At 68.3% G+C, this 15,752-nt stretch carries 14 protein-coding genes; 9 read left to right on the forward strand and 5 right to left on the reverse strand.

From position 1 onward, the window contains the following. Positions 1 to 25 precede the first annotated feature (25 nt). Positions 26 to 637 carry a hypothetical protein gene (locus AC1VNM_RS15790; RefSeq protein ID WP_483107525.1) on the forward strand — a complete coding sequence of 204 codons (612 nt, stop codon included), beginning with the start codon at positions 26 to 28 and terminating at the stop codon, positions 635 to 637. Between the two features lie 86 nt (positions 638 to 723). Here AC1VNM_RS15790 and AC1VNM_RS15795 read toward each other — a convergent pair whose 3' ends face one another. The 3 genes from AC1VNM_RS15795 to uraH all read right to left on the reverse strand — a co-directional run bounded on the left by AC1VNM_RS15795 (position 724) and on the right by uraH (position 3,330). After that, positions 724 to 1,968 carry a urate hydroxylase PuuD gene (locus AC1VNM_RS15795; RefSeq protein ID WP_483107526.1) on the reverse strand — a complete coding sequence of 415 codons (1,245 nt, stop codon included), beginning with the start codon at positions 1,966 to 1,968 and terminating at the stop codon, positions 724 to 726. Between the two features lie 180 nt (positions 1,969 to 2,148). Continuing rightward, positions 2,149 to 2,967 (reverse strand): xanthine dehydrogenase accessory protein XdhC, encoded by an 819-nt coding sequence (gene xdhC / locus AC1VNM_RS15800; protein ID WP_483107527.1) that lies wholly within the window; start codon positions 2,965 to 2,967, stop codon positions 2,149 to 2,151. Between the two features lie 9 nt (positions 2,968 to 2,976). Beyond that, positions 2,977 to 3,330: a hydroxyisourate hydrolase gene (gene uraH, locus AC1VNM_RS15805; protein ID WP_377161070.1), complete on the reverse strand. Its 354-nt coding sequence runs from the start codon at positions 3,328 to 3,330 to the stop codon at positions 2,977 to 2,979. A gap of 57 nt (positions 3,331 to 3,387) precedes the next feature. Here uraH and AC1VNM_RS15810 point away from each other — a divergent pair, with 57 nt between their 5' ends. The 6 genes from AC1VNM_RS15810 to AC1VNM_RS15835 all read left to right on the forward strand — a co-directional run bounded on the left by AC1VNM_RS15810 (position 3,388) and on the right by AC1VNM_RS15835 (position 11,209). Further along, on the forward strand, positions 3,388 to 4,071 hold the full coding sequence (locus AC1VNM_RS15810) for a GntR family transcriptional regulator (protein WP_067276517.1): 684 nt from the start codon (positions 3,388 to 3,390) through the stop codon (positions 4,069 to 4,071). Positions 4,072 to 4,134: 63 nt separating this feature from the next. Continuing rightward, complete coding sequence (gene puuE / locus AC1VNM_RS15815; protein WP_377161067.1) at positions 4,135 to 5,091, forward strand: allantoinase PuuE; 957 nt, start codon at positions 4,135 to 4,137, stop codon at positions 5,089 to 5,091. Between the two features lie 15 nt (positions 5,092 to 5,106). Continuing rightward, complete coding sequence (gene uraD, locus AC1VNM_RS15820) at positions 5,107 to 6,927, forward strand: 2-oxo-4-hydroxy-4-carboxy-5-ureidoimidazoline decarboxylase (protein WP_483107528.1); 1,821 nt, start codon at positions 5,107 to 5,109, stop codon at positions 6,925 to 6,927. 31 nt (positions 6,928 to 6,958) lie between these two features. Next, the gene (locus AC1VNM_RS15825; RefSeq protein WP_483107529.1) at positions 6,959 to 8,233 is read left to right on the forward strand and encodes a M20 family metallopeptidase; all 1,275 of its coding nucleotides are present in this window, start codon (positions 6,959 to 6,961) and stop codon (positions 8,231 to 8,233) included. Positions 8,234 to 8,466: 233 nt separating this feature from the next. Further along, a complete protein-coding gene (locus tag AC1VNM_RS15830; protein WP_377161061.1) occupies positions 8,467 to 8,829 on the forward strand; it encodes a DUF2946 domain-containing protein in 363 nt (120 codons plus the stop codon). A 55-nt stretch (positions 8,830 to 8,884) separates the two neighbouring features. Beyond that, entirely contained in the window at positions 8,885 to 11,209 is a 2,325-nt protein-coding gene (locus tag AC1VNM_RS15835; RefSeq protein WP_483107530.1) for a TonB-dependent receptor, read from the forward strand. Here AC1VNM_RS15835 and AC1VNM_RS15840 read toward each other — a convergent pair. Together AC1VNM_RS15840 and AC1VNM_RS15845 are read right to left on the reverse strand one after the other, a co-directional pair. Further along, positions 11,203 to 11,505 carry a type II toxin-antitoxin system RelE/ParE family toxin gene (locus AC1VNM_RS15840; protein WP_483107531.1) on the reverse strand — a complete coding sequence of 101 codons (303 nt, stop codon included), beginning with the start codon at positions 11,503 to 11,505 and terminating at the stop codon, positions 11,203 to 11,205. The genes AC1VNM_RS15835 and AC1VNM_RS15840 overlap by 7 nt on opposite strands. After that, positions 11,502 to 11,852 (reverse strand): hypothetical protein, encoded by a 351-nt coding sequence (locus AC1VNM_RS15845; RefSeq protein ID WP_483107532.1) that lies wholly within the window; start codon positions 11,850 to 11,852, stop codon positions 11,502 to 11,504. Before AC1VNM_RS15845 ends, AC1VNM_RS15840 begins: the two co-directional genes overlap by 4 nt. Before the next feature lie 296 nt (positions 11,853 to 12,148). Between AC1VNM_RS15845 and AC1VNM_RS15850 the strand changes: the two genes are divergently transcribed. Further along, complete coding sequence (locus AC1VNM_RS15850) at positions 12,149 to 14,338, forward strand: prolyl oligopeptidase family serine peptidase (protein WP_483107533.1); 2,190 nt, start codon at positions 12,149 to 12,151, stop codon at positions 14,336 to 14,338. 708 nt (positions 14,339 to 15,046) lie between these two features. Continuing rightward, a complete protein-coding gene (locus AC1VNM_RS15855) occupies positions 15,047 to 15,742 on the forward strand; it encodes a hypothetical protein (RefSeq protein WP_483107534.1) in 696 nt (231 codons plus the stop codon). The last annotated feature ends 10 nt before the right edge of the window (positions 15,743 to 15,752 follow it).

Below are 15,752 nucleotides of genomic sequence, written 5' to 3' on the forward strand. Positions count from 1 at the left end.
CCCGCTACGGTGCCAGGATCACTCCTTGGAGATCCCGATGTCCTATCTGCGCACCATCGCCCAACGACACGAGGCCGGCAGCGGTGGCGAGACCGCCTCGAGGCAGCAGTCTCGCGGCGGATCCACCGTCCCCACCGAAGCCAACGCGAGCCTGTCGACTCAGCGGCGAATGATCGACCTGATCGACAGCAGCCCCCGCATGGCGGCGCAGCGCCAGGTGATGCAGCGAGCCGCCGTCGCCCAACGGTGGCCGGGCATCCAGAGCGACAGCGGCAATCCGAACTACCAGCTCGGCGCCCAGTTCGCGCAACGCCATGTGGCCGCCAGCGAAAACGCCGCCTTAAACAAGGCCTGGGACCTCTACGACCCCGACCACCGACCCGGCAGTCACAGCGCCTACGTCACGGTGATCTATCCCGACCTCAGCCAAGTCACAGACGGCACCGACATCACGCCCCGCGGCGGCTATGACTGGTCGCTGCAGATCGATGTCGATGCCGTGTGCGTCGGACCGACCGGCAGACGAAACGACCGGGGTGACCCTGGAGCGGAGGAGTCCATCTCCACCGTCATCGTTTCCGGCTACACCCTGGGCGGCGGGGGGCGCCTGATCACGCACGTCTCGACGAGCCAATGACCGTGATCGCCGGTCGTCGGCGGCAGAAGTGGCGACGGGTGCTCAAGACCTGGTCGACGGACGCGGCATGACGCCAGCGCGACCGCTCACCGCGCCTTGAACCACCGTCCCAACGCCGCCCGTTCCTCATCGGTGATGCCGGTCGCGTTGTTCAGCGGCATGGTCTTCTGCACCACGACCTGCTGGTAGATCTCGGCCGCGTGCTGCTCGATCATCTGCGGCTCGTGGAACTGGATCCGCTTGGGCGCCAGTGCCGCGTTGTGGCACGCCAGGCAGCGCGCATTGACGATCGTCCTGACCTGCTCGAAGGTGACCTTCGACGGATCACCACCCACGCCCGCCGCGCCGGGGTCAGGCGTTGCCGAAGAAGACACCGCCGGTGCGGCCGTGACCGGCACCGTCGCCGGCTGCGGCGCCAGCCACGCGATCAGCACCGCGAGCAGCATGACCACCGCCACCAGCAGCGGCCACGCGTCGATGCCCTTGTGGCGCTTCACGAACCAGGTCCGCACCAGCGCGCCCGTCAGCATCAGCATCACCAGTACCAGCCAGTTGTGCGCGTGGCTGTACAGCATGCCGTAGTGGTTGGACAGCATCGCGATCAGCACCGGCAGCGTGAAGTAGGTGTTGTGCACGCTGCGCTGCTTGCCGCGCTGGCCGTGGACCGGGTCCACCGGCCGCCCCGCCCGCATGTCCGCGATCACCTGCTTCTGGCCCGGGATGATCCAGAAGAAGACGTTCGCGCTCATCATCGTGGCGATCATCGCGCCCGTGATCAGGAAGGCCGCACGGCCCGCGAAGAGCTGGCATGCGCCCCAGGCCGCGGCGACGACCACCACCGCGATCAGGCCGAGCACCACGCCGTCGTTGCCGATCGAGCCGTCGGCCTTGCGGCCGAAGCGCCGGCAGATCTGGTCGTAGACCAGCCAGCCGCCCGCGAGGAAACCGAGCGCACCGGCCACGGCCGCGGGCGCGCTCCAGTCGAAGACGCGCTTGTCGATCAGGTAGGTGTCGGCGTTGAAGAGGTACAGCAGCGCGAAGAGCGCGAAGCCGCTCATCCACGTCCAGTAGCTCTCCCAGTAGAACCAGTGCAGGTGCTGCGGCAGGTTGGCTGGCGCGACCATGTACTTCTGCGGGTTGTAGAAGCCGCCGCCGTGCACCGCCCACAACTCGCCGTCCACGCCCTTGGACTTCAGGTCCTCGGCCTGCGGCTTGAGCAGGTGGTTGTCCAACCAGACGAAATAGAACGAGGCGCCGATCCAGGCGATGGCCACGATCACGTGCAGCCAGCGCAGCAGCAGATTGGCCCAGTCAAGCAGGTAGCTGTCCATCAACGAACGTCGAGCAAGATCCGGACCACCACTGCGGGCGCTGTGAACCGGCAAGCGTCGCGCTGAGAAAGTCGGGGCGCCGCGGCGACGTCTAGGGGCGAAGTGTATACAGTCTTGGACGCGGACTGCGACGGCCGCTGGCCCTCACCCCTGCCCTCTCCCGCAAGCGGGAGAGGAGCCTTACAGCGGCTCGGTCGGCTCCTGCATCGCCTGCGCCACGACCGACAGGGCCACCATCTCCGGCTGCTTGCCGGGGATGCCGGGAATGCCGATGGGGCAGGTCACGTGCGCCAGCTCGGCGGGCGTGAATCCGCGCGCCTCCAGCCGGTGGCGGAAGGTCGCCCACTTGCTCTTGCTGCCGATCAGGCCGATGTACGGGAGATCGCGCGACTCGCGCTGGCGCTTCAGGCAACTCGCGAGGATGTCGAGATCCTCGGCATGGCTGAAGCTCATGATCAGCACGTGCGAGCCTGGGGCCAGCGTCGGCACCGCGCCCTGCACGGGCTCGGAGTGCTCGGCCCGGACGTTGTCCGGCAGCGGGTCCGGGAACACCCCCTCGCGGCTGTCGATCCAGTGCACCGTCGCCGGCAGCTTCGCCAGCAGGTCGACGATCGCCCGGCCCACGTGACCGCCGCCGAACAGCGCGATGCGCCGCCACTCGCGCTGATCGCCCAGGCGATCGGCCAGTCCGGCGATCGACAGCGCATCCAGCCATTCGAAGGCCAGCCAGACGACACCGCCGCAGCATTGCCCCAGCGAGGGTCCGAGCGCGAAGCGCTGGCGCACCTCCATCACCCGTCCTGACGCCAGCGCGGCCCGCGCCTTGGCGATCGCGTCGAATTCGAGCTGTCCGCCGCCGATCGTGTTCAGGACGTCGGAGGCGGTCACGGCCATCCATGCGCCCACCTCCCGCGGCCCGCTGCCCTGCAACTCGTCGACGCGCACCAGCACCGCCGGCTCGCGCGCGAGTCTCAGGGCCAATGTCTGCCAAGACCGCATGCGAGGACCTCAGCTGCCCCGGTAGGTCGAGTACGACCAGGGGCTCGCCAGCAGCGGCACGTGGTAGTGCGCGCCGGGGTCGGCAATGCCGAAGTCCAGCGGCACCTCGTCCAGGAAGGCCGGCTCCGGCAGCGTCACGAGGCGGCTGCGGAAGTACTCGGCCACCGCGAAGACGAGTCGGTAGCGTCCGACCTGCAGCGCCGCGCCGTCGAGCAGAGGCCCGTCCGCGCGGCCGTCGGCGTTCAGCGTCAGCGCCTGCAGCAGGCGCGGCTCGCCGGACTCGATCCGGTACAGCCGGACGGCCATGCCCGCGGCCGGGCTGCCGTGCATCGTGTCGAGGACGTGAGTCGTGAGCTTGCCCATCGGCGCCTTCGTTGAAAAGGGGAATGAAAGTACAAAGTGTATACACTTGCGAACACCATGAACGCCCGGGACATCGATGCCAGCGCTTCCGTCACCGGACGCATCACCGCCGCCATCACGCAGGCGATCGTCGAGCGGCGGCTGATGCCGGGCACCAAGCTGGTGGAGCAGCAGCTGGCGGACATCTTCGACTGCTCGCGCACGCTGGTGCGGCAGGCGCTGAACCAGCTCAGTCGCGATCGGCTCGTGCGGCTGGAACCGGCGCGCGGCGCCTTCGTCGCGCAGCCCAGCGTCGAGGAAGCGCGCCAGGTCTTCGAGGTGCGCAAGATGCTCGAGGCCGCGATGCTGGCCGACCTCTGCCAGCGCATCACCCCCGCGCAGATCAAGCAGCTGCGCGCCCATCTGAAGCAGGAACGCGAGGCCGTCGCCCGCACCGACGTCCCCGGCCGCACGCGGCTGCTGGCGGACTTCCACGTCGTGCTCGCCCGCATGCAGGGCAACGAGGTGCTGGCGCAGCTGCTCACCGACCTGCTCTCACGCAGCTCGCTGATCGCGCTGATGTACCAGAGCTCCCATTCCGCCGCCGAGTCGCAGGCCGAGCACGACGCCATCGTCGATGCGCTGGAGGCCCGCGACAAGCGCGCGGCGCTGAAGCTGCTCGATGCCCACCTCGGCAACGTCGAGGCCAACCTGCGGCTCGATCCGCGCGTGCAGGACCTGAAGTCGGTCCTTCAACGCTGATCGCGCCGCCCTCCTCCGACTCCTCCGACACCTCCACCCAACCCGTCGCATGACACCCGCCGCATGAAGCCCGTTGTCTCTCCCGGTTATCCCCGCGACCTCATCGGCTACGGCGAGCATCCGCCGCACGCGCAGTGGCCGGGCCAGGCGCGCATCGCCGTGCAGTTCGTCCTCAACTACGAGGAAGGCGGCGAGAACTCCGTGCTACACGGCGACGCCGGCAGCGAGCAGTTCCTGTCCGAGATGTTCAACCCGCCGGCCTTCCCCGCGCGCCATCTGAGCATGGAAGGCATCTACGAATACGGCTCGCGTGCCGGCGTGTGGCGGCTGCTGCGCGAGTTCGAGAAACGCGCGCTGCCGCTGACGGTCTTCGGCGTGTCGATGGCGTTGGAGCGGCATCCGGAGCTGACGAAGGCCTTCGTCGAGCTGAACCACGAGATCGCGTGCCACGGCTGGCGATGGATCCATTACCAGGGCGTCGATGAATCCATCGAGCGCCAGCACATGGACATCGGCATGGACATCATCCAGCAGCTGACCGGCGAGCGGCCGTCGGGCTGGTACACCGGCCGCGACAGCCCCCACACGCGCCGGCTGGTGGCCGATTTCGGCGGCTTCGAGTACGACAGCGACTACTACGGCGACGACCTGCCGTTCTGGCTCAACGTCCGCAAGACCGACGGCGCGCTGACGCCGCATCTGGTCGTGCCCTACACGCTGGACTGCAATGACATGCGCTTCGCGCTGCCGCAGGGCTTCAGCCATGGCGATGAGTTCTTCGAGTACCTGCGCGACACCTTCGACGTGCTCTACGCCGAGGGCGCCGAGTCGCCCAAGATGATGAGCATCGGCATGCATTGCCGCCTGCTCGGCCGGCCGGGCCGGATGCGCGCGCTGCAGCGATTCCTCGATCACGTCGAGAAGCACGACCGTGTCTGGGTCGCCCGCCGCGTCGACATCGCCCGCCACTGGCGCGCCACGCATCCGTTCGATGCGGACCAGGCCTTCGTGTGGGGCTGAATCGCTGAGCATCCGATGAGCACCTCTTCGCCAACACTTCCGCCCTCGCCGTCCCTGTCCCTCGCCGCGCTGGACGCGGCCGGTGAGGACGCCTTCGTCGCGCTGCTGGACGGCGTCTACGAGCACTCGCCGTGGATCGCGCGACGCGCCTTCGCCCGGCGCCCCGCGGGCGGCTTCCCGAGCCTCGCGGCGCTGAAGCATGCGATGGCGACCGTCGTGCGCGAGGCCGCGCTCGACGAGCAGCTCGGCCTGATCCGAGCGCATCCGGAACTCGCCGGCAAGGCGATGGTGGCGCAGGCCCTGACCGCCGAGTCCACGAACGAGCAGAGCCGTGCCGGCCTCACGAACTGCTCGCCGGAGGAGTTCGCGCGCCTGCAGCAACTGAACGCGGACTACAACGCGCGCTTCGGCTGGCCCTTCATCCTCGCCGTGCGCGGCCCGCGCGGCGATGGCCTGACGCGACAGCAGATCATCGAGACCTTCGCGCGGCGCCTGAACGCGCACCCGGACATCGAGCGCGCCGAGTGCCTGCGCAACATCCATCGCATCGCGGAGATCCGGCTCAACGACAAGTTCGGCGTGGCGCCGACCCTGGGCAACCAGGTCTGGGACTGGGCGGAATCGCTGGCGCGGTTCTCCGATCCCGGCTTCGCGGAGAACGGCCAGCTCACCGTCCTGTACCTGACCGACGCCCATCGCGCCGCGGCGGCGCAACTCGCCGACTGGATGCGCGAGTGCGGCTTCGACGAGGTCGGCATCGACGCGGTTGGCAACGTCGTCGGCGTCTATCACGGCGAACACCACGGCCAGGCCGACGAGCCTCCTCGGCTGCTCACCGGCAGCCACTACGACACCGTGCGCAACGGCGGCAAGTACGACGGTCGGCTCGGCATCCTCGTGCCGATGGCCTGCGTGCGCGAGCTCAAGCGCCAAGGGCGACGACTCAGGCACAGCATCGAGGTCATCGGCTTCTCCGAAGAGGAAGGCCAGCGCTACAAGGCGACCTTCCTCGGCTCCAGCGCGCTGGTCGGCCGCTTCGATCCTGCGTGGCTGGATCAGGCCGATGCCGACGGCGTCGTGCTGCGCGACCTGATGCGCGACGCCGGCCTGCCCGGCACGATGGCGGCGATCCAGGCCTTGAAGCGGGATCCGGCGCGCTACCTCGGTTTCATCGAGGTGCACATCGAACAGGGGCCCGTGCTCAACGAGCTCGACCTGCCGCTGGGCATCGTCACCTCGATCAACGGCAGCATCCGCTACGTCGGCGAAGTGCGCGGGCTCGCCTCGCACGCCGGCACGACGCCGATGGACCGCCGCCGCGATGCCGCCGCCGCGGTCGCGGAGTTGATCCTCCACGTCGAGGAACGCGCGGGCGCGGTGCCCGAGGTCGTCGGCACCGTCGGGCAGCTGCAGGTGCCCAACGGGTCCATCAACGTGATCCCGGGCCGCTGCCGATTCAGCCTCGACCTGCGCGCGACGACCGATGCGGCGCGCGACGCGCTCGACGCCGACGTACGCGCCCGTCTCGCCGAGATCTGCGAGCGCCGCGGCGTCAGCTTCACGCTGGAACGCACCGAGGCCGCCGCCGCCGCGCCGAGCGATGCGGCGTGGCAGGCGCGCTGGGAATCGGCCGTTGGCGCCCTCGGTCTGCCGGTGCACCGCATGCCCTCGGGCGCCGGCCACGACGCGATGAAGCTCCATCAGGCGATGCCGCAGGCCATGCTGTTCCAGCGCGGACTGAACCTCGGCATCAGCCACAACCCGCTCGAAGCGATCAGCAACGACGACACCGAACTCTGCGTGCAGGCCTTCCTCGCGCTGCTCGACCGGCTGTGAACGCCGCCCGATCTCCTGGAACAGACCTCCCATGACCGCTTCCGCACCCACCTCCTCCCAGATCGCCTACGACACGCTCGACGCGTGGGTCGACGCCCACTTCGACGAACAGGTCCGCTACCTGCAGGCGCTGGTGCGCGTGCCCACCGACACGCCGCCCGGCAACAACGCGCCGCATGCCGAGCGCACGGCCGAGCTGCTCGCCGAGATGGGCTACGTCGCCGAGAAGCACCCGGTGCCCCAGGCGCAGGTGCGCGAGTACGGGCTGGAATCGCTGACCAACCTGATCGTCCGCCGCCGCTTCGGCGCCGAAGGCGGCGGCCCGGTGATCGCCCTGAACGCGCACGGCGACGTGGTGCCGCCCGGGGATGGCTGGACGCACGACCCGTACGGCGGCGAGGTGGTCGACGGCCAGCTCTTCGGACGCGCGTCGGCCGTCAGCAAGAGTGACTTCTCGACCTACACCTTCGCGCTGCGCGCAGTGGAAGCGTTGGCCGCGCAAGGCGCAGCACTCAAGGGCGGCGTCGAACTGCACTTCACCTACGACGAGGAATTCGGCGGCGAGCTCGGCCCCGGCTGGCTGCTGCAACAGGGGCTGACGAAGCCCGATCTGCTGCTTGCTGCCGGCTTCAGCTACCAGGTGGTCACTGCGCACAACGGCTGCCTGCAGATGGAGGTCACGGTTCACGGCAAGATGGCGCATGCCGCGATCCCGGACACCGGCATCGATGCGCTGCAGGGCGCGGTCGTGATCCTGAACGCGCTCTACGCGCGCAACGTCGCGTACCGCGAGGTCACGTCGAAGGTCGAGGGCATCCAGCATCCTTACCTGAACGTGGGCCGCATCGAGGGCGGCACGAACACCAATGTCGTGCCGGGCAAGGTCACGTTGAAGCTGGATCGCCGGATGATTCCGGAAGAGGATCCGGTCGTCGTCGAGGCGGAGATCCGGGACACCATCGCGAAGGCCGCGGCCTCGTTCCCCGGCATCACGGTCGACGTAAAGCGCCTGCTGCTGGCGCGCGCGCTCAAGCCGCTGCCTGGCAATCAACCGCTGGTCGGCGCATTGCAGCGTCATGGCGAGGCGGTCTTCGACGAGCCGATCCCGACCTCGGGCACGCCGCTGTACACCGATGTACGTCTCTACGGCGAGCACGGCATCCCTGCGGCGATTTATGGTGCGGGTCCTCGCACCGTGCTGGAGTCGCATGCCAAGCGTTCGGACGAGCGAGTCGACTTGGACGACCTGCGCCGCGCGACGAAGGTCGTCGCACGCACCCTCTTCGATCTCTTGAGTCCGACCTGAGTCCGCGACTCGTCGAACGCGAAGTAGGCATGGCCGGGGCCGGCGGCGAAGCCGAGCGTTCAAGACTGACTTGAGCGCCGTCTGTTTGAGTGCAGTGAGCCGCAGGTGAACGGAACGAGTTGGCGCGCCAAGCGAGGCGTGAGCCGCCGGCCCCGGCCATGCCTGCTTCGCGCGCTCCCCCTAGAATGCCCTGCGTGATGCACCCGCAATCCCCCCCTGTCTTCGCCCGCTGGATGACCGTTTTGGTCTTCTGGCTAGCGGCGCTGCTGCCTGCGGCGTCGATGGGTGCGCAGGCGTTGAACGGGGATTTGGCGCCTTGGACGCAGATCTGCCGCTCCAGCGTCGTCGGTCCTCGCGCTGCCGAGTTGCGCGCGGGGTTGGCGGACAGCGGCGTCGACGACCAGGACCATGCGTTGTTCCAGCACTGCGCGTTCTGCCACCTGCACCAGGACGTGCTGCCGCTGCCGCCGGTGCCGGGGGTGCTGCCGCTGCGCACCGAGCTGCGCCACGGCCTGCCGGAGCGCTTCTACAGCGCCGCGGTCACCGCGCACGCCTGGCGCAGCGCGCCGGCCCGTGCGCCTCCTCTGACGGTCTGAAGTTTGCCGCGCCGGCTTGCGCCGGTGCTCCTTCATTCCGTTGGAGTTTCTTTCCATGCACAGCATTTCCCGTGCGCGCCGGCTGAGAGCCGGTGCGCTGACGGTGCTGGCGTCCGCTTCCGCTGCCGCGTCCACGATCGTGTACGCCGCGGAGGACGCCGACGTCCGCGCTCTTTCCCTGGGCATCGTCCGTGTCGACGGTGCCGCGCCGACCTCGCTCCCGAGCCGCATTCCCACGACGATGGAGGGCGTCACCGGCGAGGCCATCGCCCGCGACATCAATGCCACCGATGCCGAGGACGCGCTCAAGTATCTGCCCAGCCTGCTGGTGCGCAAGCGCTACATCGGCGACTACAACCATGCCGTGCTGTCGACGCGCGCGTCGGGCACCGGCAACAGCGCGCGCTCGCTGGTTTATGCAGACGGCATCCTGCTGTCCAACCTGCTGGGCAACGGCGCGACCTTCGCACCTCGGTGGGGCCTCGTGTCGCCGGAGGAGATCGCCCACGTCGACGTGATGTACGGACCGTTCTCGGCGGCGTATTCGGGCAATGCGGTGGGTGCCGTCGTCGACTACCAGACGCGCATGCCGACGCGTTTCGAGGCGCACGCGCGGGTGGGCTACAGCCATCAGCCGAATGATCTCTACGGCCACAAGCGCGACTACGACGCGAAGCAGGCGAGCGCCTCGATTGGTAGTGCGGACGGCGCGTTCTCGTGGTGGCTGCACGCCGGCCGCACCGACAGCGAGGGCCAGCCGCAGACCTTCGCGAACAGGACCCTGAGCTCGGCCGCGCCTGCGGCCGGCGCGGTGCCGGTCTCGGGCGCGGTCGCAGGGCTCAACCGCGCCAACCAGCCGTGGCTGCTGCTGGGCAGCGGCACGCAATACGACACGGTGCAGGACCAGGCAAAGCTGAAGCTCGCCTACGACATCGATCCCGGCCTGCGGGCGATGTATGTCTTCGGGCTGTGGAGCAACAACTCCGACGGCCGCTCGCAGAGCTTCCTGACGGACGCGAACGGGCGGACGATCGATCACCGTTCCGGCGGCGGCATCACCCAGCCGGTCAGCATCGACGGCAAGGGCTATTCGCTGAGCGCGAGCGACTTCCCGCAGACGCGCGACGAGCTCGAGCACCGCATGCATGCGATCTCGCTGAAGCGCCGCGTGCGCGACGGGCTCGGCTGGGAGGTCTCGGGCAGCCTGTACGACTACCTCGCCGACCGCTCGCGCGCCTACGCGCCGACGAGCGCATCCCCCGACGCCGGTCGGCTCACCGACCAGGCGGGCACCGGGTGGAACACGCTGTCGGGGAAGCTCACCTGGACGCCCGACGGCAGCTATCACACGATCGATGCGGGCGTGTCGCAGGAGCGCTATCGGCTGCGCACGCGGGTCTCCGCGTTGGCGGACTGGCGAGATGGCGATGCCGGCGCGCTGACCTCGCGTTTCGAGGGTGACACGCGCGTGCGGGCCGTCTTCGCGCAGGACGCCTGGGCCTTCGCGCCCGACTGGACCGCGGTGCTGGGCCTGCGTGGCGAGCACTGGCAGTCGTTCGACGGCGTGACCCAGTCGACGACGAACCTGCAGAACCACCCGTCACGCGCGCAGACCGCGTGGTCGCCGAAGGCGGCGCTGTCGTACGGACTGAGCGAGCAATGGGTGATCAAGGCCAGCACCGGCCGCGCGGTGCGCTTCCCGACGGTCAGCGAGCTGTTCCAGGGCGGCTTCAACGCCGCGGGACAGTTCATCAACAACGATCCCAACCTGAAGGCCGAGCGCAGCTGGACCAGCGAGCTCAGCGCCGAATGGACCGGCAAGGATCGCGACGCCCTGCGGGTCACGCTCTTCCACGAGGACAGCCGCGATGCGCTGTATTCGCAGCTGAACGTCGCGACCAATGCGAACACGGTGCAGAACATCGACCGCATCCGGACGCGGGGCGTCGAGCTCAGCGGAACGGCGGGACTGCCTCAGCGCGTGAGCCTGACGGGCAGCGTGACCTTCGCCGATTCAATCATCCTGGCCAACGCCGGCTATGCGACGGTGCCCGGCGACACGATCGGCAAGTGGCAGCCGCGCGTGCCGCGCTGGCGCGCCACGATGCTCGCGCAGTGGCAGGCACGCGACGACCTGAGCCTGAGCCTCGGCGCGCGCTACAGCGGCAAGCAGTTCAGCACGCTCGACAACAGCGATGTCAACGGCTTCGCCTACATGGCGGCGAGCAAGTACTTCACCGTCGACGTGCGGGCCCAGTGGCGACTCGACAGGCAGTGGACGCTCGCGGCCGGCGTCGACAACCTCAACAACTACCAGTACTGGAACTTCCATCCGTATCCGGGGCGGACGTTCCAAGTCGAGGCGAGGTGGGATTACTGAGTCTGCCTTCCCGGCAGCTCGGCTTCGGGCCAATGCCGTGCCGCATGGATCACACGACGGATGATCAGATGCGGCGGCGGTGACTGGTAGAGCACCTTGTAGCTGCGCTTGACGGGCAAGACCCGCACGTTCTGATTCCTCGTGCGGGTACCGATGCCTGGCTGGTTGGACAGCAGTTTGAACTTGCGAAAGAACTCCTTGGCCATCTTTTCGGCGGCAAAGGGGTCGTCCGCCTTGATACGACTGAGGATCTCGAAGAGGTCTTGACGCGCCTGACGCGTGATCGCCGCGCTCAAGACTGCGCCGGAAGATCTTGCGACCCGTCCGTTCCGAATTGATCTTCGATCTCCCTTTCCACCTGCTCCAGGGGCAGGTCATGCCCGAGGATGGTGGACTGGAGCGACTCGCGCACGAGGTGGTATTCGTGCGCCTCCCAGTTGTCCGGATCAAAGAACTCCGGGCTGTTGATGAAGATCGCTTCCTCGAGCAGCCAGGCCACGTGCTCGTCCATCGAGAGGTTCGATGCGGCGGCTCCCGCTTCGAGTTTGCGCATCAATTCAACATCGATGCTCACCGTCAACGGGATGGTCTCGGACTCAGGCTCGGACGCGGACATGGGAGGCGTGAAGTAGATCGGATCCACGAGGGCATTCATTCTGCACCTGCACTTTCCAATGAAGGGGGATGCGGGATTCTGAGAACGATCCGGCACCGCGGGATTCGAGCCAACGGCCAAAACAACCAGGACAAGTCAGTCGTCCGCGAAAGACGATCACTTTGAGCCACCGTCGCCGCGATGGATTCGATGAAGTTCGTCCACCCCGTACTTCCCCGCCCTGACCAAAGGCACCCCAAGGACAGCGGGGCACAATTCCCGCCCACCGCCCCGAACGGCCACGAGCCGCGCGGGGCGGCTTCCCGACTCCAGGAGCACATCGCATGCATTCCCGTCTTTCGTTGACCGCCGCGCTGGTGGTCGGGCTCGGCGCCGCGACGGCCGCCACCGCGCAAACCGCCTCGGCCCCCGCCAATGCGTCGGCCGCCTCGCAGGGCCTGACCTACCCGGTCACCCGCAAGGTCGACCAGACCGACAACTACCACGGCACCACCGTCGCCGATCCCTACCGCTGGCTCGAGGACGACAACAGCGCCGACACCAAGGCCTGGGTCCAGGCCGAGAACGCGGTCACCGACAAGTTCCTCGCCGCGATGCCGCAGCGCCTGCCCGCGCGCAAGCTCTACACCGACCTCTACAACTTCGAGAAGTTCGGCGTCCCCTACAAGGAAGGCGGCCGCTACTTCTGGACCCGCAACAACGGCCTGCAGCAGCAGGCGGTGCTCTACACCGCACGCAGCCTGAAGGACACGCCGCAGGTCGCGCTCGACCCCAACACGCTGTCCAAGGACGGCACCGTCGCGCTGACGGGCAGCGTCGTGTCCAAGGACGGCCGCCTGCTGGCCTACGGCACCGCCGGCGCCGGCTCCGACTGGCAGACCTGGAAGGTCCGCGACCTCGACACCGGCAAGGACCTGGACGACACCATCGAGTGGGTCAAGTTCTCCGGCGCGTCCTGGACGCCGGACGGCAAGGGCTTCTTCTATTCGCGCTACGACGCGCCCAAGGAAGGCGCGGCCCTGACCGGCGCCAACTACTTCCAGAAGGTCTACTACCACCGCCTGGGCACGCCGCAGTCCGCCGACACGCTGGTCGTGGAGAACCCGGCCGAGAAGGAATGGGGCTTCAACGTCGACGTCACCGACGACGGCCGCCTCGGACTGATCAACGTGTGGAAGGGCTCCGCCCGCAAGAACGGCCTGATGCTGCTGCCGCTGGACGGCAAGGGCGGCTACGCCGGCGCCAAGCCGGTGCCGCTGACCGTCAGCTTCGACGCGGAGTACGCGCCCGTCGTGCTGGACGGCCAGCGCCTGATCGTCAAGACCGACAAGGACGCGCCGCGCGGCCGCCTGATCGCGATCGACCTGGACAAGGACTGGACGGCCAAGGATCCGAAGACCTGGACCACGCTGGTGCCCGAGACCAAGGACGCGCTGAACGCCGCCAACGGCGTCGGCGGCCAGCTGGTGCTGAGCTACCTGCAGGACGCCGCCACGCTGGTGCGCGTGCACGCCCCCAGCGGCAAGCATGTGCGCGACATCCAGCTGCCCGGCGTCGGCACCGCCGCCGGCTTCGGCGGCAAGTGGAACGACCCGGAGACCTTCTTCAGCTACACCAGCCTGACCACGCCGGGCGAGATCTGGCGCCTGGACGCGAAGACCGGCAAGGCCGAGCTGTTCAAGCGCGCGCAGACCGCGTTCGACGCGAGCGAATTCGAGAGCAAGCGCGTCTTCGTCACCAGCAAGGACGGCACCAGGCTGCCGATCTTCATCGCGCACCGCAAGGGCCTGAAGCTGGACGGCAGCAACCCGACGCTGCTCTACGGCTACGGCGGCTTCAACGTGCCGATGACGCCGGGCTACGGCGTCACCGCCGCGACCTGGATGAAGATGGGCGGCGTCTACGTGCTGGCCGTGCTGCGCGGCGGCGGCGAGTACGGCGCCGCCTGGCACGAAGCCGGCACCAAGGCCAAGAAGCAGAACGTCTTCGACGACTTCATCGCCGCCGGCGAGTACCTGGTGTCCAGCAAGTACACGCAGCCCGCGAAGCTCGCCATCAACGGCGGCTCCAACGGCGGCCTGCTGGTGGGGGCGGTCGTGAACCAGCGTCCGGACCTGTTCGGCGCCGCCGTGCCGCAGGTCGGCGTGATGGACATGCTGCGCTTCCACAAGTTCACCATCGGCTGGGCATGGACCTCGGACTACGGCAGCTCGGAGAACGCCGCGGACTTCCAGTGGCTGAAGGCCTACTCGCCGCTGCACACGATCAAGAGCGGCGCGCGTTATCCAGCCATCCTGGTGACCACCGGCGACCATGACGACCGCGTCGTCCCGGCCCACAGCTTCAAGTACACCGCGACGCTGCAGGCCGCCGACACCGGCCCCGCGCCCAAGCTGATCCGCATCGAGACGCAGGCCGGCCACGGCGCCGGCAAGCCGACCTCCAAGATCATCGAGGAGCGCGCGGACATCCTGGCCTTCATCGCGAACACGTTCGGGATGGACGTCAAGTGATGCGCGTGATGCACGTGATGAGCGACCTGCGCGAGATGCCCGACAGGGCGACGCGCTGACCCGTCGGTGCGCTTGCGCGCACCGGACCGGATCATCTTCAGGCCCGGCCCGTCTCGTACGCGCCGGGCTTGTCGTTGGTGGACCCGACTTTGATCGAACCGAGGGGTCTCGGACGACAACTGATCCTTCCAACCATCGCCTCCGACGTCGCCATGCCTTCCAGGTGCCCTTGCGCCCGCCGATTCCCTGAAGGCCCGGAAATGGACGAAAAAACCGGCCACTTGTTTGGCCGGATTTGCGCCCTGTTCTTTCCTTCTCGGCTTTTCCGGCCGCGGCGATGATGCGAAGCATGACGACACGCCGCACGCCCGCCTCCCCGCAGTCCACGCCCCCGCGTCCCTGCCCCGGAAAGCCAGCCCCGGCGCCGGTCCCGCCCCCGCGGACCTGAGTTCTCACGATCCACGCGCCCAGGCCGCGTCCCGTCGCGGGTCGCCTCATGGCCGGCGCGCAAGCGCTCCCCATTCGCCACGCCGCAGCGCCACGCCCTCAGCAGTCAGGGCGTTCAGGCGGCGTCACAGCGCCCTTGCCCGGCCTCTCCACGAGGGGCCGGGCTTTTTTTCGTCTCTTCGGCGTCGGGCAACCGGATGTCCTCGGTGAACCGGCGACGAACAGCGTCGACTGACACTCTTTCGTCACGCCGAGACTGCCATGTACCTGCCCCCCGTCGCCCCCCTTCTCCCCGCGTCCTTGCCCGACTCCGAAGTCGACTTGAACGCGGCCCGCCAATCGTTCCTGGCAGCGCTCAAAGCCGGCGACGCGCCATCACTCAGCGCCTCGCTGCAGGCGCTGCACGCATCGCCCGTCGAGCTCGCCCGACTCTTGAAAGAGCCGTCCGGGCACCATCGTCAGAGCGCACTGCGTGGGGCCATGGCGAACGGCCACGAAGCATCGGTGCAGTTGCTGCTCTCCGCCGCCGGCGTGCTCCGGAAGGACAAGGCGATCGGGGTCGAGGACGAACGCAAGTTGCTGACCGAGGCAATGAGCAACGAGGCGCTCGACCATCCGGACGTCTTCGCGCCCTGGCTGCAGGCGCTCAAGCTGGCCGTCGATGGCGGCCGCATGAACGCCAGGGAGGCCAAGCAGGCCCTGCTGCCGACCAGCTTGAGATATCACGCCGACATCCGGACATGGGCGGGGGATCCGGGGAAGGCCGATCGCCTGCGTCAGTGGGGCACGCTGATCTCGCAGGCGCAGGCCACCGGCCTGATCACCGCGAAGGAAGCTCGGACAGTGCTGCAGGGCCCCTACAACACGGCGTTGAGGACCATGCTGGAGCGAAGCAACAAACCCGAGGCGCTGGCGGCCTACATGGATGCACAGGCCATCGTGGCGGCCAAGGGCTGACCCGGTTCGC

This window comes from Mitsuaria sp. MSU3D (assembly GCF_056867975.1).